21 protein-coding genes are annotated in these 24,937 nt (G+C 31.9%); 10 read left to right on the top strand and 11 right to left on the bottom strand.

The genetic code is table 11. The annotated features are described in order from the left end of the window. Position 1: 1 nt before the first annotated feature. Positions 2-667 carry a hypothetical protein gene (locus tag HM985_RS14440; RefSeq protein ID WP_179376928.1) on the top strand — a complete coding sequence of 222 codons (666 nt, stop codon included), beginning with the start codon at positions 2-4 and terminating at the stop codon, positions 665-667. Here HM985_RS14440 and HM985_RS14435 read toward each other — a convergent pair. Further along, positions 664-1,743, bottom strand: coding sequence for a DUF3667 domain-containing protein (locus tag HM985_RS14435; RefSeq protein WP_179376927.1), 1,080 nt, complete (start codon positions 1,741-1,743; stop codon positions 664-666). The two genes, HM985_RS14440 and HM985_RS14435, sit on opposite strands and share 4 nt — an antisense overlap. Positions 1,744-1,933: 190 nt before the next feature. Between HM985_RS14435 and HM985_RS14430 the strand changes: the two genes are divergently transcribed. After that, complete coding sequence (locus tag HM985_RS14430; protein ID WP_179376926.1) at positions 1,934-3,145, top strand: hypothetical protein; 1,212 nt, start codon at positions 1,934-1,936, stop codon at positions 3,143-3,145. A 76-nt stretch (positions 3,146-3,221) separates the two neighbouring features. Here HM985_RS14430 and HM985_RS14425 read toward each other — a convergent pair whose 3' ends face one another. The 4 genes from HM985_RS14425 to HM985_RS14410 all read right to left on the bottom strand — a co-directional run bounded on the left by HM985_RS14425 (position 3,222) and on the right by HM985_RS14410 (position 8,836). Next, entirely contained in the window at positions 3,222-4,682 is a 1,461-nt protein-coding gene (locus HM985_RS14425) for an oligosaccharide flippase family protein (protein ID WP_179376925.1), read from the bottom strand. Between the two features lie 46 nt (positions 4,683-4,728). Beyond that, positions 4,729-6,015 carry a glycosyltransferase family 4 protein gene (locus HM985_RS14420; protein WP_179376924.1) on the bottom strand — a complete coding sequence of 429 codons (1,287 nt, stop codon included), beginning with the start codon at positions 6,013-6,015 and terminating at the stop codon, positions 4,729-4,731. A 2-nt stretch (positions 6,016-6,017) separates the two neighbouring features. Beyond that, on the bottom strand, positions 6,018-8,456 hold the full coding sequence (locus HM985_RS14415; RefSeq protein WP_179376923.1) for a YfhO family protein: 2,439 nt from the start codon (positions 8,454-8,456) through the stop codon (positions 6,018-6,020). An 86-nt stretch (positions 8,457-8,542) separates the two neighbouring features. Further along, on the bottom strand, positions 8,543-8,836 hold the full coding sequence (locus tag HM985_RS14410) for a DUF4834 family protein (protein ID WP_179376922.1): 294 nt from the start codon (positions 8,834-8,836) through the stop codon (positions 8,543-8,545). A 103-nt stretch (positions 8,837-8,939) separates the two neighbouring features. On the opposite strand from HM985_RS14410, the gene HM985_RS14405 reads away from it, so the two are divergent. Together HM985_RS14405 and HM985_RS14400 are read left to right on the top strand one after the other, a co-directional pair. Further along, positions 8,940-9,908 (top strand): transporter, encoded by a 969-nt coding sequence (locus tag HM985_RS14405; protein WP_179376921.1) that lies wholly within the window; start codon positions 8,940-8,942, stop codon positions 9,906-9,908. A gap of 20 nt (positions 9,909-9,928) precedes the next feature. Then, positions 9,929-11,047 (top strand): GNAT family N-acetyltransferase, encoded by a 1,119-nt coding sequence (locus HM985_RS14400; RefSeq protein ID WP_179376920.1) that lies wholly within the window; start codon positions 9,929-9,931, stop codon positions 11,045-11,047. Between the two features lie 81 nt (positions 11,048-11,128). Here HM985_RS14400 and HM985_RS14395 read toward each other — a convergent pair whose 3' ends face one another. From HM985_RS14395 to HM985_RS14385, 3 genes are all read right to left on the bottom strand, one after another. After that, positions 11,129-12,388: an aminotransferase class I/II-fold pyridoxal phosphate-dependent enzyme gene (locus tag HM985_RS14395; protein ID WP_179376919.1), complete on the bottom strand. Its 1,260-nt coding sequence runs from the start codon at positions 12,386-12,388 to the stop codon at positions 11,129-11,131. Positions 12,389-12,632: 244 nt separating this feature from the next. After that, positions 12,633-13,670: a PLP-dependent cysteine synthase family protein gene (locus tag HM985_RS14390; protein WP_179376918.1), complete on the bottom strand. Its 1,038-nt coding sequence runs from the start codon at positions 13,668-13,670 to the stop codon at positions 12,633-12,635. A 69-nt stretch (positions 13,671-13,739) separates the two neighbouring features. Then, positions 13,740-15,803, bottom strand: coding sequence for a S9 family peptidase (locus HM985_RS14385; protein WP_179376917.1), 2,064 nt, complete (start codon positions 15,801-15,803; stop codon positions 13,740-13,742). A 75-nt stretch (positions 15,804-15,878) separates the two neighbouring features. Between HM985_RS14385 and HM985_RS14380 the strand changes: the two genes are divergently transcribed. Continuing rightward, positions 15,879-16,202 carry a YbaB/EbfC family nucleoid-associated protein gene (locus tag HM985_RS14380; protein ID WP_179376916.1) on the top strand — a complete coding sequence of 108 codons (324 nt, stop codon included), beginning with the start codon at positions 15,879-15,881 and terminating at the stop codon, positions 16,200-16,202. On the opposite strand, the gene HM985_RS14375 is transcribed toward HM985_RS14380, so the two are convergent. Further along, positions 16,195-17,211, bottom strand: a complete 1,017-nt coding sequence (locus tag HM985_RS14375; RefSeq protein WP_179376915.1) for a threonine aldolase family protein — start codon at positions 17,209-17,211, stop codon at positions 16,195-16,197. The two genes, HM985_RS14380 and HM985_RS14375, sit on opposite strands and share 8 nt — an antisense overlap. Positions 17,212-17,316: 105 nt before the next feature. Between HM985_RS14375 and prfB the strand changes: the two genes are divergently transcribed. The 4 genes from prfB (at position 17,317) to HM985_RS14355 (ending at position 21,885) form a co-directional block, all read left to right on the top strand. After that, positions 17,317-18,427 (top strand): peptide chain release factor 2 gene (gene prfB, locus HM985_RS14370; protein WP_179376914.1). Its coding sequence is split into 2 segments (ribosomal slippage): positions 17,317-17,379 and positions 17,381-18,427, totalling 1,110 coding nucleotides; the frame shifts between segments, so codons are not numbered across the junction. A 12-nt stretch (positions 18,428-18,439) separates the two neighbouring features. Beyond that, positions 18,440-18,781 (top strand): arsenate reductase (glutaredoxin), encoded by a 342-nt coding sequence (gene arsC / locus HM985_RS14365; RefSeq protein ID WP_179376913.1) that lies wholly within the window; start codon positions 18,440-18,442, stop codon positions 18,779-18,781. A gap of 13 nt (positions 18,782-18,794) precedes the next feature. Next, positions 18,795-19,241, top strand: coding sequence for a hypothetical protein (locus HM985_RS14360; protein WP_179376912.1), 447 nt, complete (start codon positions 18,795-18,797; stop codon positions 19,239-19,241). Between the two features lie 115 nt (positions 19,242-19,356). Continuing rightward, positions 19,357-21,885: a TonB-dependent receptor domain-containing protein gene (locus HM985_RS14355; protein ID WP_317167140.1), complete on the top strand. Its 2,529-nt coding sequence runs from the start codon at positions 19,357-19,359 to the stop codon at positions 21,883-21,885. Between the two features lie 85 nt (positions 21,886-21,970). Here the strand turns inward: HM985_RS14355 and HM985_RS14350 are convergent, their stop codons facing one another. Next, positions 21,971-22,630 (bottom strand): HAD family hydrolase, encoded by a 660-nt coding sequence (locus HM985_RS14350; protein WP_179376910.1) that lies wholly within the window; start codon positions 22,628-22,630, stop codon positions 21,971-21,973. 100 nt (positions 22,631-22,730) lie between these two features. Between HM985_RS14350 and HM985_RS14345 the strand changes: the two genes are divergently transcribed. Further along, a complete protein-coding gene (locus HM985_RS14345; protein ID WP_179376812.1) occupies positions 22,731-22,919 on the top strand; it encodes a hypothetical protein in 189 nt (62 codons plus the stop codon). Between the two features lie 2 nt (positions 22,920-22,921). Here HM985_RS14345 and acs read toward each other — a convergent pair whose 3' ends face one another. Then, the gene (gene acs / locus HM985_RS14340) at positions 22,922-24,829 is read right to left on the bottom strand and encodes an acetate--CoA ligase (RefSeq protein ID WP_173589261.1); all 1,908 of its coding nucleotides are present in this window, start codon (positions 24,827-24,829) and stop codon (positions 22,922-22,924) included. Between the last annotated feature and the right edge of the window lie 108 nt (positions 24,830-24,937).

Here is a 24,937-nt window from a genome sequence, read left to right as displayed (position 1 = left end):
AATGGATTTACCTAAAGGATTTAATAATGAAGTCATAGAAGCTAGAGAAAACACTTCAGACAAGACCAGCAATAGTCTAAAATCGAAAGTTTCAATTTCACCTTTAAAACCAGGTGGTGCTAGTTTTAAAACCAATGTACTTATAAAAAAGTCAGGTTCTAAATACCTTTATAAACCGTCTATAGGTTCTGCTCTTTTTTGCTTTATCTTTCTAGCTGTAGGTTTAGGCATCTTATTTTATGGCTTGTTTCCTCTATTTAAAAACAATTTTGACCTCAGTGAGGTTAATTGGATCTTGCTTATTGCAGGACTCATTTTTGGTGGTGCAGGTGCAACGATGTTTTATACTATTTACAAGCCAAGAGTTTTCGATAAACAATTAGGTTACTATTACAAATCTTATAATACTAAAATTCATAGAAGAGATATAGCGACTTCAAAAACATATATTCCTTTAAAATCTATTAAGGCTATTCAACTTATTGGCGAACATATTAAATCTGATGAAAGCTCTTACAACAGTTTTGAACTAAACTTAGTTCTAGAAGATGCTTCTAGAAAAAATGTGGTAGACCACGGCAACTTAAAATCTATCATTGCTGATGCAGAAACTTTAAGTGAATTTTTAAATATTCCTATTTGGCATGCAGGTTCCTTAAAGGATTAATAAAATAGAAAAGCAATAAAACCTATTAAAACTATTGCCGTTGGTATCACTATAGACATAAAGGTAAATGTTACTATTGCATTTTTTAAGAAGCTTAAAAACCAACCTTGTTTATAGAAATTCCTTAATGCCAAAAAGAGATACAAATTGGTAGATAAAACAATTAACCAATCTATAAAATCTGGCATATCCCAAAATAAATTAACACCTAAAACAATACTAAACGTCATAAATAAATATGAAAAATAGTATAAGCTAAATACTAAGTGATGAGAATATCTTCCTTTTAAGAAAAACAATAACTTTAAAATAAAGGCGAATATTGGAAGTAAAAAGAACAAGGCAATTGGTAAAGTATCATAAAAGGTTTTAAGAATATTACCGCCATCTCTAGCTTTATAAAACTTTAAAACTTGAGAATACAATTTTGCTTTAAACCATCCTGGATTTTCATCCAATCCCATAGTTTTATAGATCTCTTTTTCGCTAACATCAGCTTCTATTAAAGAATCGAGTTCTTTTTCGTTAAACTCAAAATCTAATTTAGGTTTTAATAAATCATCTTGAGAAAAGATCGAATCGATTTGACTATCCGTCATCCCAGTATACTTCTTATTATTTTCTAACGCAGTACGTATCGATGAATTTTCTATAGAATCTTTAACACGTTTAATGATTATTCTTTCATTAGCTTTAATACTGTCTGAAATAATAGCACGACTTGATTTTAATGTTTTTTTCAATTCATTATTAACCATATCTCTTTGGTTACTTGCAGTAAAAGAAAATAAAGCAAAGAACACAATAGTAACAAACAAATACATCTGAGCAGGATGCATATATAAAGAACGCTTGCCCTTGATAAATTCTTTTGCAAGAAAGCCAGGCTTAAACATTAATGGTATAAAACTCTTAAAAATTCGAGCATCAACAGAAAAGTAATTATTAATGGTATTATAAAATAAAACACCTAGCGTTAATTGATCATTTACTTTTTGACCACAATGTGGACAAAATTTAAAATGATCATCAAAAGGTTGTTCGCAATTCTTACATTTAACTTGGTTGGTGCTCATGGTTGGTTTTTAATCAGGACTAAAATAATCATTTTTAGTTCATGGTTCTTATAGATAAGAAGATTGAATTCCAAAATTGTTACATTAACCATCTTCTAAAAAAACCTACAACACTATAAATCAAGTATATAAATATTTTGGCACGTTGTTTGTTTTATACCAACTGAGTTTAATTTAAAACCCATTTATTATGAAACGAATTATATATTTATTTGCAGCCTTAGTCGCTATAAGCACAACTGCATTCGCAAACACTAACACAACAGCAGAAGCTGAAGCTTCTGTTAACAACTATGTGAAAGGTTATGGCAATTCTTTCATATTTAATGAAGAAGGTATTGAGTTTTCAGTATTTGCTGATGGTCAATTTGATTTTTATTTACCAAACTATGGTCCAGATGTAAGTGTAGGAATTAATACTCCTGGTTTCAGTTTAAGCTTTAATACAGGTTATGATTATAATCCTTACGTACAATATGATAGCTATGGCGCTATTATTCAAATTGAAAATACTCCAATTTATTACGATTATTACGGTCGTGTTAATCAAATAGGAAATGTTCTTATTAATTATAATGGATTTGGTAGAATTAGTAGAGTTGGTGGATTAAATGTTTATTACAGAAATAACGTTTATTATGGTTATGATGGATTTATCAATACCTATAATAGATCTTATGTTTATAGACCATGGCACAGATTTTATGCCGCTCCACATGCTAATTTTAGTATTGTACATGCAAATCCATATAGACAATATTATACAGTTACAAGACATATTTATTACAGACCATACACTAATAATGTAAGACATTATAATATTGAAAGAAGAAGTAATGGGCATGTTACAAGACGTTCAAATTCTGTAAGAAATAACAACTATACACAAACCCCTAGAAACAGAACAGAACGAACTATAAGAACACAGGCGCTACGCAGAAATACAACAATAGCAAGTACTAGAGCAACGCGCAGCAACAATATATCTACAGGAACTACTAGAGCACGTACTTCTAATAATAGAACAACGACTCGTTCTACGGTAAGAACTACACCTGCGACAACAAGAAGTAAAACTACAGTAACAAGAACGAATACTAGAGTAGCAACACCTAGTAGAACTGCAACACATCGTTCAACTAATAGAAACACAAATCTAAAGGTGACTAATAGTCGTTCTACTGTGTCAAATAAAACAGTGACGAAAAATAATTCGTCAATTAGAAAACCGAGTACTACAAATTCTCGTACATATAATAAGTCAGCGTCAAAGAGTATAAAAAAATCAAGTAGCGCTACTCAAAATAGAACAAAATCAGCGACTGTAAAGTCAAGATCTAATACAAGTAGAACGAGCAACCAAAGTTCTGCAAGGTCTAATACAAGTCGATCTAGAGGATAAAAAGTTTTTTTGGTTGGTTAGTAAAATGTCCCGTTAGTGTGTGCCTCAAAGCACCTTTCGGGACTTTTTTATGTCTTTATTTTAGTCTAAGATATTTCTTCATCTGATTAGAAATATCTTCAGAAATATTTAATTTATAAATTAAGACAATATAAATAAGTCCTAGCAATCCAGACTTTAGGATTATGTTTAATATAGGATGAAATAGAAAGTCCCAGAAATAGAAACCAGATGCTAAAACAATTAATACCAATACAATTTTAACAGAACCCATTGAAAAAGGCATCATATTAAACTTCCGCTTTACAAATATAATTTTGATGGTATTATAAATAAAAACGGCTAAAAATGTAGCAAAAGCAGAACCTTCAATTCCATAAATAGGAATAAAAATTGCATTTAATACAATAGCCATAATTGCTAAAAGCACACCAAAAAACAAAACCATTCTATAATAATCGCTATTAAAGAGAATAGCATTATTATTCCCTAAACTATTATCATAGAGTTTTGCTAGACTTACGATGAGCACAACAAATAAACCACCTGTAAATTTCTCTGGAAGAATTTCGTACAATTGATTAATATTCAAAATAATTAATAAGAAAATAAAGCCACTAATGACCAAGAGTGTCATTGAACTTCGCTTGTACAAATCCTCTAAGGCAACTTTATCATTTTCATTAAGAAACTTAGCCGTTAATGGCAACATAATTTGATGCATAGCACGCTGCGGAACAGCAATAACTGTGGCTATAAAAATAGCGACACTGTAATAAGCTACTTGCTCAATATCTGGTAACATTAAGCCAATCATAAACTTGTCTATATCGAGAATTAGCATGGCTATAGAACCTGCTATAATCATTAAACCTGCATACTTTAATATCGAAAACTGATTCTCTAATTTTTGAAATTTCAACTTCGGAAACCGTATAGAATAAGCATACAATTTCATAATAACTATACGCAGCACATATACGCCGACAAGTCCAGTAATAAATTGATTTACAGTCAACCATTCTAAATACACACCAAATAATAAAAGCATAATACAAACACGATGAAAAACTTCTTTCATCAGATTACCAAAAACGGTTTGCATGTGTACTTTAGTCCAAGCGAAGAAAATTTCAAAATAGGCCATTGAAACTGCCAAAATAAAAATATACCAAACGTAATTTTCTACAATTTTATTTTCGTTAGAAAGCCACAGAACAATTGTATCATAAGCAAAATATCCTATAAATGCAGCCGGAATTATAAAGAGTAAAGGCAAAAACAACATCAAGGTTAAAAAGCTATTGATACTATTTTTTGTTTTGAATGTGGAATAGAATTTTACAATTGCATTATGAACACCAAATGCCATAAATGGCGTCATAATATTTGCTGCTGAAAGTAAAAAAGCAACTAAACCGTAATATTGATCTGATAAAAAATTAGTGTAGAGAAAAAGTGTATTAATAGCACCAAGTCCAAAACCAAAATATGTGGTGACTGTGTTTTTAAAAGACTGGTTTAAGACGATTCCCATAGTGAAGCAAAGTACAACAATTTAAGACTAAAGTGTAGGTAATAAATTAACTATCCTTAATGATTTCGCTTAACTTTTTTGTCAATGCTTTTCTACTATAAGGTTGTAAACCAATAGCATTAACTTGTAAGTTATTATTTTGAAAAGCTTCAAAATAATTTAATATTTGTGTCTTAAGTTCTGCTTTCTGCTGATAATTAAAGTAGGTTCCTGTATTTGTAGATTTTATAATTTGTTCTACATCAGAATCTTTTGGTCCTATGGCTAATATTGGTGTTTCTGAAATGAGATATTCAAAAACTTTTCCTGCTATAATAGCCTTGGTATCTTCTGAATCTATTTCAATAAGTAATAATAACTGTGATTTCATTTGAAACTGTAAAGCTTCATCATGGCTCACATAACCAACAACATCTACATGGTTCTTTAATCCATTTTCATGTATAGATTCTACAACATCATCGCTAACAACACCTATAAGTTGTAATTTAAATACTTCAGAGAAGTCTTTATTTTCTTTTATAATTTCTGAAAGTACATTCCATAAAACCATAGGGTTTCGTTCCGATAATAAAGATCCAATATGAGATAAGCTAAACTGAGCATCCTTCCCTTCTACTCTAACCTTATGCGTATCGTAACCATTAGTAATAACAGAAATAGGTTGTTTTGTTTTAGTTTTAAATTCGTTTTTAGTGTGATTACTGGTTACAATAATTTGGTCTGCCGTATTTAAAACCTTTTGCTCTAAATCTAAATGTTTTGCTTTAGAAGAATCTGTTAGTTTTAAATCTTTATGATAACCAATCGTTGTCCAAGGATCTCTAAAATCGGCTAACCATTTTACACCTAATTTAGCTTTTAGCTGCAAACCTATTAAATGTAAACTATGCGGTGGACCAGTAGTAATTATAGTTTCAATTTGCTGCTTTTTAATGTATTCTGATAAATAAGAAACCGATGGTGATACCCAATTTTTACGCGCATCTGGAATAAAGTAATTTCCTCTTACATAAAGCATCGCTTTTTCTATAAAAGATTGCTTTTTAGCTTTGGGGATAACTCCCGAGCTTATTTTTTTAGCACTTCCTTTAGAAAACAAACTTGCTAAACCATAAGGTTCATTAATCGGTTGTTTTAAAATGGTAATATTATTAGGAATTTCATTTACCAAACTTTCATCCATAATTGGGTAATTTGGATTTTCAGGACAATAAACAATCGGTTCAATATCAAATTCAGATAAATACTTCACAAACTTTAACCAACGCTGTACGCCTGGACCGCCTGCAGGTGGCCAATAATAAGTTATAATTAGTACTGTAGAATTCATATCTAAGCTTTCGCTTTTGTGTCTTTAAATTTAAAAAACAATCCTGCTAAAATCAACAATCCTAAAATAGCTGAACTAGCCAAAGCAATACTGCTTCCTGTTTTAACCACTTGTGGTTCAAATTTAAATTCTATTGTATGATTTCCTTTTGGTAATTCTAATGCTCTTAACACGTAATTTACTCGAAAATGTGGTACTAATTCCCCATCGATATAAGCATCCCAACCATGGTTATAATAGATTTCTGAAAATACAGCTAAGCCTTTACTTCTATTATTAGATTCGTATTTTAGATAGTTAGGTTTAAATTCTTTTAAATTAATAGTAGCCGTAGAATCTAATTGATAGCTAGATTTTAAATTATGATCTGTAGCAACTTGTTTTTCTGTAACAGCCGTCGTTTTTGTATTTAAACTATCTAAAGCTAAAATTTCTTCATTCGCACCTGCAACTACTTTAAGATTTGAAACAAACCAAGCATTACCATTTGCATCTGTATTGGTGTATGGAAAAACAGTCTTATTTTCTTCTGCAATAATATATTTAGTATTAAGCATGTTAAGAACATTCATATTATTATTGTAGACATAAAAATCTAACAACTCTTCTACTCGTCCTAATTTAGCGGCACTATACCCCATTAAAGAATTATGATAATAAGCTGCTTTTGCAGGCATTCTTTGTCCTTCAGTAGACATGTCCATTACTCTAAAATGGCTTTTATCTTTTAATATCTCTTTATCGGCACTATTAGCTTGATATGGTTTATCAACTCTTAATGCTGAAATAAAATTATCATTATTAACATATTTTTTGTCCACAGTCACCAAATCGAAAAGGATTAAAATGGCAAATACAACGACCACTAGATTTTCTGACAATTTCTTCTTTAAGAATAAATAAATGGTTCCTGCAGATAGCAAAACAAGAATTAACGTTCTTAAGGTATCACTTGACATTAAAGCTTTTCTGTCATCAATAACAGAATCCATAAAAGCCTGTCCGTAAGCACCAATATATTGGTCGTCTCTTAAACCTTCAAAATCAAATAATATAGATTTAAATAATAAGAAGATTATAGCTAAACCTGCTGTGATCCCTACAGAATATAATAATGCTTTAAGTTTTTCTTCATCTTTAAAGTCGTTACTAAACAAACGAGATAAACCTAAAATTCCTAAAACAGGAATACATAATTCTAATAAAACTTGGATAGAACTTACTGCTCTAAACTTATTATAAAACGGCACGTAATCGATAAAAAAATCAGTTAAAAACCCTAAGTTTTTCCCATAAGATAATAAAAGAGATAATAGCGTTCCGCCAACAAGCCACCATTTCACTCTTCCTTTTACCAAAAATAATCCTAAAACAAATAGAAATATTATAACTGCTCCGACATAAGCAGGGGCTTCTACAATAGGTTGATCTCCCCAATACATTGGTGCATTTCTGGCCGCATCTAAAGCTTCTATTGGTGAGGCACCTAAAGCAATATAAGCTTTATAAGTTTCAGAATCTTTACCTACATCTTCGTAGTTTCCTCCTCCCATAAATTTTGGGATATAAAGATTAAAAGATTCTAAAATACCGTAACTATATTCCGTAATATAACCTCTATCTAAACCTGTTGTTACTTCTTTAGGTGAACCATCAGAATTTATGGTTAGATCACTTTGACCACGCGCACTTTCTTTAACATATTCTTGCGTTGCCATAATACCTGTAGCATTAAGACCTACAGCTAATAGTGCTCCAACAGACAGTAAACCTACAGATTTAAAAAAATGAGGTAATTCTTTCTTTTTATAAGCATCTACCAAATAAGCTAACCCTAAAACTAAAACCAAGAGCAATAAGTAATACGTCATCTGGTAATGATTCGTTACAATCTCTAAGCCTAAAGCAATAGTCGTCAATAAGAAACCAAGAATATATTTCTTTCTAAATGTGAGAATAATTCCAGATAAAACTAAAGGCATATATGCTATTGCATGTGCTTTAGAATTATGACCAACACCAAGTATTATTATAAGATACGTTGAAAAACCAAAAGCTAAAGCACCTAATGCAGCGAGTTTAAAATCAACTTTTAACGACAATAATAAAATATAAAAACCTATAAAATATAAGAACAGATAATCTGCTGGCCTTGGTAAGAACCGTAAAGCTAAATCTAATTTTTTTATATAATTATGTGGGTATTTTGCTCCTAACTGATAGGTTGGCATACCACCAAAAGCACTATTGGTCCAATAGGTTTCTTCACCTGTAGTTTTGGCAAAATCCTTTTGCTGTTGAGCCATACCAATGTAATGCATAATATCACTTTGGTTGATTTTTTTTCCTTGTAAAACAGGACTAAAATAGGCTAATGAAAGCACCACAAATCCTATTAAAACTAAGATATGAGGTAGTAATCTTTTAAAAGAAAATGACATGAGAAGGCTTTAAAATGAATGATTCTGAAAAGTAGTTATTTTTTTTGAAACCTGATTGAAGATTTCAATAATAGCAAAAAGAGATCTTAATCAATTTCTTCATAATCGACATATTCACCTACTTTAGGGTTTGATGATCCGTTATTATTAGGCATTTTATCTATTATAGTTTCACCCTCTTTTTGTTTTTGCTCTTGTCTTTGTTGGTTTTGATTTTGAAATCCACCAAATTGACCTCCAAATTTTTCTTCAGCTTTTTTAGCTACAAATTTTAGCAAAATAGGAGCAAATAAACGTGCTAATATCTTAAACCCGAAGTAAACAAGTACAATTATTAATATAGTTCTCAGTAATCCCATGGCCGAAGCTTCTTGTATCATAAATAAAATATTATCAAAAATACAATTATACTCATTTATAATCCGATTTTATTCCATAAAAAAACTATAAAATATCTATATTTGACTTTAAACCAAAAATGTAATGCGGATACTCAAATCAATTTTCACCCTACTAATTTTTATTTCATTTACTAACGCCAACGCCCAATACACTGAAGTTATTAACTCTAATAGACCCGGCGTATCTGAAAGTGCCTTTTCTGTAGGAACAGGTGTGCTTCAGTTTGAAGCAGGAGCATTTACTGTAAAAGAAGAACATGCACTAGCCAATTACGACGTCTCAGGTTTGGGCTTTGACTTTGCCCTACGCTATGGTTTATTTTTTGAACAATTAGAGTTATCACTTGATGGTGTTTACCAAAGCGATACACAAACCTTTAATAGTGGTAATATTGCATCAGAAAACAAACGTTCTAATTTTAAAAATTTTACAATTGGTGCTAAATATTTGATTTATGATCCTTATAAAAATGCAGAAGAAGTTAAACCGAATATTTATAGTTACCATGCTAATAATAAATTTAGTTGGAAATCTTTAATTCCTGCTGTTGCGCTATACGCTGGTGCAAATTTTGATACAGAAAACAATCCATATACAGCACCTGAAATTGAAGGATTTAGTCCTAAAATAATGATTTCAACACAAAACAATTTTAATGGCGGATGGGTTTTTGTAATGAATTTAATAAAGGACAGAATTGGTACTGATCAATCTGATTTTCAATACATATTTACTTTAACACACTCATTTACCCCACAATGGGTAGTTTTTGGTGAAGCTCAAGGAATAAAAAGTGACTTTTACGCTGATAATATATTTAGATTTGGTGGTGCATATCTATGGACTAAAGATTTTCAATTAGATGCTAATATCGCTTTTAATGCTAAAGACACCCCAACAGTTTTTAATATTGCTTTTGGAGCTTCGTACCGATTAGATTTCCATAAAGACAAAAAAATTGATAATGGGAATTCTGCCAGAGATGGAAATGGTAAAATGCGAAAAAAGAAAAAAAAGAAGAACAAAAAAATAGATGATTTTGATTCTTAATTAATAGCTTTCCTTAATAAATGATTACAATAAAAGAAGCCTCCTCAAAAAAGAATTTAACAGAATTTGTTAAATTTCCTTTTGAAATATATAAAAACTCTAAATATTGGGTCCCTCCCATTATTAAACAAGAGTTAGAAACCTTCAATAAAGACAAAAATCCAATTTTTAAAGATGCCGATGCTCGTTTTTTCCTTGCTTATAAATCAGGTAAAATTGTAGGACGAATTGCTGCAATTATCAACTGGCTTGAAGTTGATAAACAAAACATAAAAAAAATGCGTTTTGGTTGGTTCGATTTTATTGACGATTTAGAAGTCAGTAAAGCCTTACTTGAGACCATTGAGACTATTGGTAGAGAAAATAAATTAGAATATACTGAAGGACCTGTTGGGTTTTCTAACTTAGATAAAGTTGGAGTGATGACAGAAGGTTTTGACCATCTATCAACAATGATTACTTGGTACAATCACCCGTATTATGTAAATCACTATGAAGCACATGGCTTTAAAGTTGAAAAAGGATATGCAGAAAACAAATTTCCTTTTGCAAATGTGAAACCTGAATTTTTTAAAAAAGCACAAGAGCTTATAAAAAGACGTTACAAACTAACAGCTTTAAAATTTACTAAAACTGAAGAAGTAATGCCCTACGCAGATCGTATGTTCGATTTGTTTAATGAAAGTTATTCTTCTCTCTCTTCTTTTGTTGAAATTACAGATATACAAAAGGCCTATTTTAAGAAGAAATTTATCAGCTTTGTAAACCCTGAATACATAAAGTTTGTTGTTGATGAAGATGATAAACTTGTAGGTTTTGCTGTTGTTATGCCAAGATTTGCTAGTGCTTTACAAAAAGCAAACGGTAAATTATTTCCGTTTGGCTTTACGCATATTCTAAAAGCTAAAAAACATAGTAAAGATGTTATTTTTTATCTTATAGGAATACACCCCGACTACCAAAATAAAGGTGTACACGCTGTAATATTTAATGAATATTACGAAACTTTTAAGGAGAAAGGTATTGAAACTTGCTATAGAACACCTGAGTTAGAAGATAACCATGCTATAAAACAAATATGGAAACACTTTGACCCTAAGGTTTATGCCAGAAGAAAGACATTTAGAAAAGATTTATAATATAGCATTTAAACCTTTTCAAATAAAAAACGGTCAATACACATAATGTATTGACCGTTTTTTATAAAGTCTAAGTAATAATTACTCGCCCATTGCAGCAATTAAAGCCGCTGACATTCTTTTATAAGTACCATTTTCTAAACGTTCTCTAATAGCATCAAAAGCATCTAAAGTTTCCTTTACATCTACTAAAGTATGTGTTGCTGTAGGAATCATTCTTAATAAAATTAACCCCTTAGGGATTACTGGATACACAACAATAGAACAGAAAATTCCGTAATTTTCACGTAAATCTCTTACTAAAGCCATAGCTTCAGGAATACTACCTTTTAGATATACTGGCGTTACACAACTTTGCGTTGTTCCAATATCAAATCCTCTATCTTTTAAACCTGATTGAAGAGCATCTACTATCGTCCAAAGATTTTTCTTTAATTCTGGCATTGTACGCAACATGTCCAAACGTTTTAATGCACCAACTACAAGTTGCATTTGTAAGGACTTAGCGAACATTTGAGAACGTAAGTTATATTTTAAATAATCGATAATTTCTTTATCTGCTGCAATAAATGCACCTGTACTTGCCATTGACTTAGCAAAGGTTGCAAAATAAACATCGATATCATCTTGTACACCTTGCTCTTCACCTGTACCAGCACCTGTAGCCCCAAGTGTACCAAATCCGTGAGCATCATCTACAAAGAGTCTAAACTGAAATTTTTCTTTAAGTGCAACAATTTCTTTTAAACGACCTTGTTCTCCTCGCATTCCAAAAACACCTTCAGAAATCACTAAGATTCCACCACCTGTATGTTCAGCCATTTTTGTAGCTCGCTCTAGATTTTTCTCTAAGCTCTCTACATCGTTGTGTTTGTAAGTAAAACGTTTCCCCATGTGTAAACGTACACCATCGATAATACAAGCGTGTGCATCTACATCATATACAATAACATCATCCTTAGAAACTAAGGCATCAATAGTTGACACCATTCCTTGGTAACCAAAATTTAATAGGTAAGCAGCTTCTTTGTTAACAAAAGCAGCCAGTTCTTCCTGTAATTTTTCGTGTAAATCTGTATGGCCAGACATCATTCTGGCTCCCATTGGGTAAGCAGAACCGTAAGCTGCAGCTGCTTCCGCATCTACTTTTCTTACTTCTGGATTGTTAGCCAAACCTAAATAATCATTAATACTCCAAGTGATTACATCTTTACCTTGAAATTTCATTCTATTAGAAATTTGACCTTCAAGTTTTGGAAATACAAAATAACCTTCGGCTTGAGCAGCCCATTTTCCTAGAGGTCCTTTATCTCTATATATCTTTTCAAATAAATCCTTCATGCATGCGTATTCTTTACTATTAATGGTTGACTTTATGTTTTATTACATAAAAAGAACTACTAATTGCTATTAATTTAATCTAGTTAGTGCGTGCAAAATTAGTTAATAATATTATGAATGCATAATTTATTTAATGAAGTATTCACAAGTTATAAACCGATATTCAAAATAACTATTTTAACTATTCTGCAAAAAAACACCTATCACAACCATTGCAATAGGTATATATATTTTAAAGCCAGTACTATTTTACGTAATCTACAACAGACTGAACTTCATTTTTAGTATCAAAAAAACCTTGATCTTCCATCCATTTATCGCTATAAACTTTACTCATATAACGTGATCCATGATCTGGAAAAATTACAACAACCTTATCTGTAGCCTTAAACTCGCCTGATTCATTAAGTTGTTTTAAAGCTTGCATTGCTGCTCCACTGGTGTAACCAACAAAAAGACCTTCTGTATTAGAAATCTCTCTTGCTGTGTGTGCACTTTCTTCATCTGTAACTTTTACAAACTTATCTATTAAATCGAAATCGGTTGCTGCAGGAATAAGGTTTTTACCTAAACCTTCTATGCGGTACGGATAAATTTCTTTATCATCAAATTCTCTAGTTTCATGGTATTTTTTAAGTACAGAACCATAGGCATCAACACCTATAATATTGATATTTGGGTTTTGTTCTTTTAAATATTTAGAAATTCCAGAGATTGTGCCGCCTGTACCACTACATGCAACCAAATGTGTTATTTCTCCTTCTGTCTGTTCCCAAATTTCTGGACCTGTGGTTCTGTAGTGTGCATCAATATTCAATTTATTAAAGTATTGATTAATATATACAGAACCTTCAGTTTCTTCGTGTAAACGTTTTGCTACCTCGTAATAAGAACGCGGATCATCTGCTTTAACGTGTGCAGGGCAAACATAAACCTTAGCTCCCATAGATTTTAACATGTCTATTTTATCTGGTGATGATTTAGAACTTACTGCTAAAATACATTCATATCCTTTAATTATACTTACCATAGCAATACTAAAACCTGTATTACCAGAGGTCGTTTCTATAATAGTATCACCTGGAGACAATAGCCCCTGACGTTCGGCTTCCTCTATAATATGTAATGCAATTCTATCTTTTGAAGAATGACCTGGATTAAATGCTTCTACTTTTGCGTAAAACTCACCATTAAAGGCAGCGGTCATTCTATTTAATTTGATAAGTGGTGTATTTCCTATTAATTGAAGTACATTATCAAATACGTTTTTGTTTTGCTTCATAAAACTATTTTTCAGTAACCTATTATATTAGACACCTAAAACCTGTCAAAAGTAACATTTTTTTTTTACTTAGCTTAAAATCCCCTCTAGGTCAAGTAAGAATGCAAACTCTTCTGCATCTTCTTTTAAACTTTCAAAACGACCTGAAGCACCACCATGACCAGCATCCATATTCGTTTTTAAATATAGTTTATTACCATCAGTTTTCACATCTCTAAGTTTTGCAACCCATTTTGCAGGTTCCCAGTATTGTACTTGAGAATCGTGAAGTCCAGTTGTTATTAACATGTTAGGATAGGCTTTAGCTTCCACATTATCGTAAGGCGAATACGATTTTATATAATTGTAATATAAAGCATCGTTGGGATTTCCCCATTCGTCATACTCTCCTGTTGTTAAAGGAATTGAATCATCTAACATTGTTGTAATTACATCCACAAAAGGTACTGCTGCGATAACACCATTATACAATTCAGGTGCATCGTTAACAATGGCGCCCATTAATAACCCCCCTGCGCTTCCACCCATAGCATATAAATGTTGGGACGACGTGTAACGCTCTTTAATTAAATGAATAGAACAAGTTATAAAATCTGCAAACGTATTTTTCTTAGTCAGTAACTTTCCATCCTCATACCAATTACGTCCTAAATATTCTCCACCTCTAATATGCGCAATCACATAAATGAATCCGCGATCTAATAAACTTAATCTAACAGTAGAAAAATAAGGGTCCATAGTAGCTCCATAACTTCCGTAAGCATATTGTAGTAATGGATTTGTACCGTCTTTTTTAATTCCTTTTTTATAAACTACAGACATTGGTATTTTTGTTCCATCTTCTGCAGTTGCCCATATTCGTTCTGAAGTATAATTATCTTTATCAAAAGTACCTCCTAAAACTTCTTGTTCTTTTAAGATTGTTTTCTCCTTAGTTCTCATGTTAAATTCAATTACAGACGATGGTGTTGTCATAGAATTATAACCATAACGCAATATTTCAGTTTCAAAATCTACATTTGTCCCTGTGTATGCCGTATAAGTTTCATTATCGAAGGGTAAGTAATAATCTTCACTTCCATCCCAACGCATAATTCTGATTTCATTTAAACCATTTTTACGCTCGCTAACCACTAAATAATCTTTAAAAATATCGATCTCCTCTAATAAAACATCTTTTCTATGAGAAATAACTTCACTCCAATTTTCAACTTCCGTTTTATCTTCTGAAGTCTTCATTAGTTTAAAGTTCGTTGCCTTATCTAAATTTGTCATGATGTAAAAATGATCATCATAATGTGAAATACTATATTCTAAACCTCTAACTCTTGGTTGAAATACTTTAAATTTTCCTTCAGGATTATCAGCATCTAGAATATGATATTCATTAGTTAACGTACTGTAACATGCTATAATGATATATTTTCTAGATTTTGCTTTATAAACGGCAACTCCAAATGTATCATCACCTTCTTCAAATACAAGTTCATCTTCTGTATTATCTCCTAATCGGTGTTTATAAATTTGAAATGCTCTAAGCGTTACTTCATCCTTTTTTGTATAAAATAAAGTTTCATTATCGTTTGCCCAACTTGAAGAACCTGTTGTATTTAAAACTCGATCTAATGCAACTTCATGCGTTTCTAAATTCTTAATATATACAGTATAGTTTCTTCTTCCTGTATTATCTATACCATAAGAAACCAATTTATTATCGGGACTGATGCTTATACCTGATAGTTTAAAATAGCTTTCCCCTTCTGCCATTATATTACAGTCAAATAATAATTCTTCAGGATTATCTAAACTTTCTTTTTTACGTGTGTAAATAGGGTAATCTTTACCTTTTTCGAACTTAGTGATGTACCAATACCCATTATATTTATAAGGAACTGAAGAATCATCTTCCTTTATTCTGGCTTTCATTTCTTCAAATAAATCTTTCTGAAAGTCTTTGGTATGCTCCATTTGGGTATCGCAATACTCATTTTCTGCATTAAGGTAATCAATAACTTCAGGGTGTTCTCTGTCTTTCATCCAAAAATAATTATCAATACGAACATCATTATGTTTTTCTAATTGATGTGCTATTTTTTTGGCTACAGGTGGATTTATATCCGAATTTTTTATCATTTGTTATGAATATTTGTTCTAAAAAGAGGCGCAATTTAGTAATTTTGCACCTTAATAAATTTAAAACACAAGATTATGTTTGGAGATATGATGGGAATGATGGGCAAATTAAAAGAAGCTCAGAAAAAAGTAGAAGCAACTAAAGAACGTTTACACACTGTTTTAATTGACGAAGCTAGCAATGACGATAAATTAAAAGTAACAATTACAGCAAATAGAACTATTAAATCTATAAGCATTACAGATGAGTTACTTCAAGATAAAGATATGCTTGAAGATTATTTAATTCTTACCCTTAATAAGGCTATTGAAAAAGCAACTAATGTACACGAAACAGAAGTTGCTGCTGTAGCTAAAGAAGGCATGCCAAATATTCCTGGTATGGATATGTTTAAATAGTTTTTAATTCAGTTAAAAGCTTATCATGCATTTGGTCTGTATAATCCAAATGTGTTACCATTCGCAATTTGTTGCTACCCATACCTATAATATGTATGTTTTTTTCAAGAAGTTGCTTTAAAAAATGAGATTCATTAACATCATCGTTTAATTCAAAAATGATGATGTTGGTTTCTATAGGTTCTACTTTTTTTATAAAAGATAGCTGAGATAACACCGCTCCTATCTCTTTTGCTTTTCTATGATCATCAGCTAAGCGCTCTACATTGTGATCTAAAGCATACAAACCTGCTGCTGCCAAATACCCAACTTGTCGCATATTACCACCAAAAAGTTTTCTTAAGCTGAGTGATTTTTTCATAACCTCTTCATCTCCGACTAAAACAGAACCGACAGGGCAACCTAATCCTTTACTTAAACAAACAGTAATAGTATCAAAAGCATTTCCATACTGCATTGTGGATTCATTTTTAGCAACCATAGCATTCCACAAACGTGCGCCATCTAAATGAAAACCTAAATCATTCGTTTTACAAACTGCTTTTATTTTTTCAATTTCAGCAAAATCCCAACAAGCGCCACCGCCTTTATTCGTTGTGTTTTCAACTTCAACTAAACTGGTTTGACTATAATAATATTCTGAAGGGCTAATCGCTTCTGTCACTTGTTCAGCAGTAAACATACCACGATTTCCGTCTAAAAGTTTACAAGACGCACCACTATGAAAAGCTACACCTCCTACTTCATAATTATATATATGTGCATATTGATCGCAAATAACTTGTTCCCCAGGATTTGTATGAAGTTTTATAGCCACCTGATTTGCCATACTTCCAGAAGGAAAAAATAAAGCTTTTTCTTTTCCAAACATTTTAGCTAAGCGTTCTTCTAAGGCATTCATCGTAGCATCTTCTCTAAAAACATCATCACCTACTTGTGCAGACATCATAGCATCTAACATCCCTTTAGAAGGTTTTGTTACGGTATCGCTTCTTAAATCTATTATCATTTTATGGAGAATTTAGATGCTAAAATTACGGATTTTTCAAAAAACCGATTCAAAATTATGGCACTTTAACTTCACATCTTATATTTGTAGAAAATACATATATTTATGATTACTTCAGATCAAATAAAAGATCTTAATTTCCGTCTAGACGTACTTAGGCAGTATCTTTGACTTAGATGCCAAGCTTGTAGAAATTGCCAACGAAGAAGAACAAACTTTTGACCCTAATTTTTGGAATGATTCCAAAGCCGCAGAATTGGTTATGAAATCCATTCGTGAGAAAAAAAGTTGGGTTATAGATTTTAAAGCTGCAAAATCTCTTTTTGAAGATTTAGAAGTTATTTACGAATTTTACAAAGAGGATGAAGCTTCAATGGAAAATGTTGAAACTAATTTTGAATTGACTGTAAATGCAATTGAAAAATTAGAGTTCAAAAACATGCTTTCAGAAGAAGGAGACAGCTTAAGTGCTGTGCTTCAAATTACAGCTGGCGCAGGTGGAACAGAATCTTGTGATTGGGCAAGTATGCTAATGCGTATGTATCTAATGTATGCAGAGAAAAGTGGCTTTAAAGTAAAGGAACTTAACTTGCAAGACGGAGATGTTGCCGGAATAAAAACCGTAACCATAGAAATTGAAGGCGCTTATGCTTTTGGTTGGCTTAAAGGCGAAAATGGCGTACATCGCTTAGTCCGTATTTCTCCTTTTGATAGTAATGCTAAGCGACATACAAGTTTTGCTTCGGTTTATGTTTATCCATTAGTAGATGATTCTATCGAAATAGCCATTAATCCTGCTGATATTGAGATCACTACAGCAAGATCTAGTGGTGCTGGTGGACAAAATGTAAATAAAGTTGAAACTAAAGTACAGTTAAAACATAAACCTTCTGGAATTCAAATTCAATGTTCAGAAACACGTTCTCAGCAAGATAACAGGGCAAGAGCCATGCAAATGTTAAAATCTCAATTGTATGAAATTGAGCTACAAAAACAAATGGCACAACGTGACGATATTGAAGCTGGGAAAATGAAAATTGAATGGGGAAGTCAAATCAGAAATTACGTAATGCATCCTTATAAATTAGTGAAAGATGTACGCTCTGCTCACGAAACAGGAAATGTAGATGCTGTTATGGATGGAGATATCGAACCTTTCTTAAAAGCTTATTTAATGATGATGGGACAGAAAGAAGAATCGTTAGATAAATTATAATACGCAGAAATTATGATTACAATATACCATAATCCAAGATGTTCTAAGTCGAGACAAGGACTTGCTTTAATTGAAGAATCTGGCAAAGATTTTAAAATTATTAAATACCTTGATGAGAAATTAACTTTCGAAGAATTAGAAGTCATTATTTCTAAATTAGGTATAAAACCAATAGATTTAGTTCGAAAAAACGAAGCTATCTGGAAATCTGACTATAAAGGAAAAACATTATTAGATAAAGAGATTATCGATGCCATGGTACTTAATCCAAAACTTATAGAACGTCCAATAGTGATCCATGGTGATAAAGCTGCAGTAGGCAGACCACCAGAATCCATATTAGAAATTATATAAAAATAAACTTAAAATGAAAAATTTACTTTTAATACTATTCACGCTTATCCTAGGTTTAAATATTAATGCGCAACGTAGTCGAAGAAATACAAATAATATTCCTCAGACCAATAGAGAACCTTCAGAACAAGATATTGCCAAAAGAGAACGTGAAATAGAAGAACGTAAAGATGAATATATCGATAATTTTTTATCCACTTTGGAAGCAGATGAGTTTCAAAAGCATATCATAAAACAAAATGTAAATAGTTTTTTTGAAGAAAAAATAACGATATTAAAAACACCATTTGAACACTATTTAGATAGAGATAATGCCATTAAAGCTTTAGAAAATACTCATTTTGTAGAGCTAAACGAACTTATTTCAGAAAGTGACATGACTAAACTTATGGATATGGTTAAAGGAGGTTTTGATGAAAAGGAAGTGAAGAAAAAAAGAAAGAAAAGAAAGAAAGATTAATGGTTTGTTAAAAAATCAAGCTGAGCCCCTTTAACACAAAGGAATTTCGTTTAACAAAAGATTAACCAAATACATCATAAGGAAGCGTATTTTTGCAAACTAACAAATCCTTATGATGAAACTAAACATAATAACCGCTACATTTTTTATTTTCTTTTTAAATTTTACGTTTGCACAAAAAGACGTAACAATTAAAGGAACTGTATTAGAAGACGATACTAATATCCCTTTAGAATATGCCACTGTTGTTATTAAATCTAAAATAGACAATAAAATTATAACTGGGGGGATCACAGACCCTAAAGGTAAATTTGAAGTTGAAGTTCCTGCTGGAAACTATGAGATTTCTGTAGAATACATCTCTTATCAAACTAAAACTTTCCCTGAAAAAAATATTACGAGTGACCTTAACTTAGGTACTATTCATTTAGCATTAGACGTATCAACACTAAATGAAGTTATGGTCGTTGCCGAAAAAACTACGGTAGAAATAAAGTTAGACAAAAAAGTTTATAACATAGGAAAAGATTTAACTACCGCTGGTGGTACGGTCAACGATGCTCTTAATAACGTGCCTTCAGTTACTGTAGATGTAGAAGGAGCTATAAGTCTTAGAGGAAATGAAAATGTTAGAATTTTAATTAACGGAAAACCATCGGCTATGGCTGGTTTTGGAGATAGTAATATACTAAGTCAATTACCTGCAGAAGCTATTGAACGTGTAGAAGTTATAACTTCACCCTCTGCTAGATATGATGCTGAAGGAACTGCAGGAATTCTTAATATTATTTTAAGACAAAAAGAAACACTTGGGTTTAATGGATCCATAACCTTAACAGGTGGAAATCCGGATAACCTTGGAACTTCTGCAGCATTAAATTATCGTAGAGAAAAATACAATTTATTCTCAAATTTTGGATGGCGTTATTCTGATGCCCCACGTACAACTTTCACTGATGTTGACTATTTTGATACCTTAGACGAAGACGGACTAATAGACGAACCAGAATTCAGAAGAATCCGTGAAGACCAAAAAGTTGACCGCTTAAGCAGAAACTATAATGCCAACATTGGTATGGAGTATTTTTTAAATGAATCTTCATCTATAACGGGTAGTTTATTTTACAATTTCGGAAATGACTCTGACGTTTCATTAAATAATAGTGAACGCTTTAGCGATAATATTATTGTTGAAGAAACCCTTAGAAGAGAAAGAGAAACAGAAAAAGATAACAAATATCAAATTGCAGTTAATTACGTTAAACGTTTTGGAGATGATAGTGATCATAAATTGACTGCTGACTTTCAATACGAGAAAGACAAAGAAGATGGACTCACTTACCTTAGTGAAGATTATATTTTCACGAGTCAAACGACACCAGAACCTTTCCAAATTGAACAAGAATTTACTTATGAAGATCAAAAAGAATACCTATTCCAAGCAGACTACGTATTACCTTTAGGAAAAGATTCTCGTTTTGAAGCTGGGTATCGTGGCAACTTTAAAAATAGTAACACGGATTATCAACTAGATCAAGAAGATACAGATACTGGAATTCTTGAAATTAACGAATCAATTTCAAATATCTTCGATTATACAGAAAACGTAAACGCTTTATATACGCAGTACGGATCTAAAATTGGGCGATTCTCTTATCTATTTGGATTACGATTAGAAAACACACAGTTAAAAGGAAAAATTGATTCACGTCTTACAGAACAAGAATTGAATACTGAATTCGGTTTCCCAATTGATACTGATTTTAATAATAATTATTTAGGTTTATTCCCTACCGTTAACTTTATTTATAATTTAAATACAACTGACAATGGGAATGAAGAAAGTATTACACTTGGATATAATAGAAGAATTAACCGTCCTCGTGGTTGGTATATCAACCCTTTCCCTTCTCGTTCTAGTAGAACTAATATTTTTCAAGGAAATCCTAATTTAGACCCTGCTTACTCTAGCACTTTTGATTTAGGCTATTTAAAACGTTGGGAAAAGTTTACACTTACCTCATCGGTGTACTACCAACACGAAACAGATTCTTTTGAACGTGTACAGGAAAACACTGGTCAAACAACCACAGATGGTATTGATATTATTAGAACAATTCCTATTAACTTAGCGACTAATAAAAGAGTTGGAGCTGAACTAGGTGCTATGTATAATCCTGAAAAATGGTTACGTTTAAACTCTAGTTTTAACTTCTTTCAATTTGAAACAGAAGGTGATTTTAATGGCGTAGATTATGGAGCCAAAAACACAAGTTGGTTTGCACGTTTCAGTTCTAAAGTCACTTTACCTCTAGCTATAGATTGGCAAACAAGTGCGTTTTACAGAGGCGCAAGACAAGATGCACAATCAGATACTGATGGTATTTTCTCATTAGACTTAGCATTCAGCAAAGAAATAATAAATAAAAAAGCGACTATTTCAGTAAACGTTAGAGATTTACTTAACTCTAGAAAATACGAATCTGTAACCACTACAGATTTCTACAGTCGATATAGCGAATTTCAATGGAGACAACGCCAAGTTAATGTTTCTTTCATCTACAGATTTAACCAAAGGTTAAACAACAAGGATCGTTCTGGACAACGTGGAAACGGAGGAGATGATATCGAATTTGAAGGATAAACCTTCACAAAAACATACAAAACAAAAAAAAAAGTTGCTAAGTAAATTAGCAACTTTTTTTGTTTTAATAATCTATTATTTAAATCTAAGGTGTAAAAAAATCTTTACTTTTAGAAAAAGCAATCGCACTAAAATCAGAAATTACATAATTAGCAATTTTATAATTTTGATTCTTAGAATTTAGACTCTTATAACCCACACAAAAAATACCTGCCGCATTAGCTGCTTTAATTCCATTAGTAGAATCTTCAATTACCATACATTCAGATTTATCAAAACCTGTAGATTCTGCCGCTTTTAGAAAAATTTCTGGGTGCGGTTTAGATTCTTTCAAATCTGCCCCACTAAACTTAGCTGTAAAATAAGGATTAAGATCAAAACGATTAAAAATAAGCTCTATCCCTGGCATTGACGCAGAAGAAGCGACGACTAAAGTTACACCATTAGCATGAAAATCTTTAATTCGCTCTAAAACCCCTTCAATAAGATCTAGCTCTCCATTATCAAACAAATATTTATAATGCTTACGTTTTAAACTTACTAAGTATTCTGGTGTTTCAGTTAAATTAAACTGATCAACTATGTATTTACAAATATTAATAGTGGATTGTCCTGTAAAAGATTCAAACAACTTATCCGTTACATCAATATTCACCTCATCAAACATTTGAAAATAAGCTTTACGGTGTAAAGGTTCGGTATCAACAATAACACCATCCATGTCAAATAATACAGCTTTTAGCATAACTTTTTCTAATTTGAGGCGAAGATAAAAAAGTAAAATGGCATTGTAGAATAAAAGCGATCTACAATGCCATTAAGTTTATATTAAATTATGCTTAGTTTTGCAACTTGATAATTATGATTTAACCATGGCCAAAAAAGGACGAGAAAAAAACACTGTAAACAAAGCGAAACATAGCAGGCTGATTAACCAGAAAAAGAATAAATTAAAGTCTAAATCTGACGAACGCAAAGCTAGACTAAAAGCTATTGTTGAACTTGCTAAAGCTAAAAAGGAAAACGAATCTTAAACCTATAAGACGTTATCCATTATTTCTTGTACAATTTCCGGATTCAGTAATGTACTTGTATCTCCTAAGTTACTAGTATCATTACTTGCAATCTTTCTTAAGATACGACGCATAATTTTACCACTTCTTGTTTTAGGCAGACCATTTGTAAACTGAATTTTGTTCAACTTCGCAATTGGTCCAATTTGCTCTGTAATTAATTGATTGATCTCTTTACGTAAGTTATCATGATTTCTACTTTCGCCTGTTTCTTTTAAAGTCACATAACCATAAAGTGCATTTCCTTTAACATCATGAGGAAAACCAACTATGGCACTTTCTGCAACAGCAGGATGTTCATTAATTGCATCTTCAATTGGTGCTGTTCCTAAGTTATGACCAGAAACAATAATAACATCATCTACTCTACCTGTAATTCTGTAGTAACCAACCTCATCTCGTAATGCACCATCTCCTGTAAAATATTTACCATCATAAGCAGAGAAATAGGTGTCTTTATAACGCTGGTGATCTCCCCAAATAGTTCTCGCCATACTAGGCCAAGGGAATTTAATACACAATCTACCATCAACTTGATTCCCTTTTATTTCTGCGCCATGCTCATCCATCAAAGCCGGCTGAATACCAATAAATGGTAAAGTAGCATACGTTGGTTTTGTTGGTGTTGCAAAAGCAATAGGCGTAATCATTATACCTCCAGTTTCTGTTTGCCACCATGTGTCTACTATTGGTGATTTCTTCTTTCCAACGTTATCATCATACCAGTGCCATGCTTCTTCGTTAATTGGTTCTCCTACTGTTCCTAGTACTTTTAAGGATGATAAATCATGTTTTTCTAAATGCTCAACGCCTTCTTTTGCTAAAGCTCTAATAGCTGTTGGTGCTGTATAAAATTGATTGACTTTATGTTTTTCTACAATTTCCCAAAAGCGCCCAAAGTCTGGGTAACTTGGTACACCTTCAAACAATACCGTTGTCGCTCCATTACATAAAGGACCATAAACAATGTAACTATGCCCCGTAATCCAACCAATATCTGCCGTACACCAATACACATCTTTTTCTCTATATTGGAAAACATTTTTAAAAGTATAAGCCGTATATACCATATAACCAGCAGTTGTATGCACCATACCTTTGGGCTTTCCTGTTGAACCCGAAGTATAAAGTATAAATAATGGATCTTCAGCCTTCATGATTTCTGGCTCACAACGCTTATCGGCACTATCTAATAAAGGTTGTAACCAATGGTCACGTCCTTCTTTCATATAAATTTCAGAATGAATACGTTTTACAACTAAAACAGAATTAATAGTTGGACATTCATCTAAAGCTTCGTCTACAATTCCTTTTAAATCTATGGTTTTTGAGCCACGATAAGAACCATCACTTGTAATGACCATTTTACACTCTGAATCATTTATTCTTGTTGATAATGCTGTAGAAGAAAACCCTGCAAAGACCACAGAATGAATCGCTCCAATACGCGCACATGCTAAAGTCGCAATTGCTAATTCGGGAATCATTGGTAAATAAATACAAACACGATCTCCTTTCTGAATGCCTTGTTCTTTTAAAACATTGGCAAATTTACAAACGCGTTTATGTAATTGTTTATAGGTAATATGTTCGGCTTCTTCTGTAGGATCATTAGGCTCAAAAATAATAGCTGTTTTATCTCCTCTAGTATAAAGATGTCTATCGATACAGTTTTCTGTAATATTAAGTTCTGCACCTTCAAACCACTTTATTTCTGGCTTTGAAAAATCCCAACTTAATACGTTATCCCATTTTTTTCGCCACATAAAGTGTTCTTCAGCTATTTCTTCCCAAAATACTTCTGGATTTCTGACCGATTTACGATATACTTGATAGTATTCTTCTAAATGCTTTATATGATAATTACTCATTCTTTTTATATTTTATTGTTATTTCTAAATTTCTCAAACGCATTATTAAACACGAGAGGAAACGAGTTTATTGGTGATTTCTATTTTTAAAGATATTAAATTTAAATC

The sequence above is a fragment of the Winogradskyella wichelsiae genome (assembly GCF_013403925.1).
GTDB classification, from domain to species: Bacteria; Bacteroidota; Bacteroidia; order Flavobacteriales; family Flavobacteriaceae; genus Winogradskyella; species Winogradskyella wichelsiae.
The sequence above is the reverse complement of the archived record's forward strand: the minus strand, read 5'-3'. Positions and strand labels throughout refer to the sequence as shown.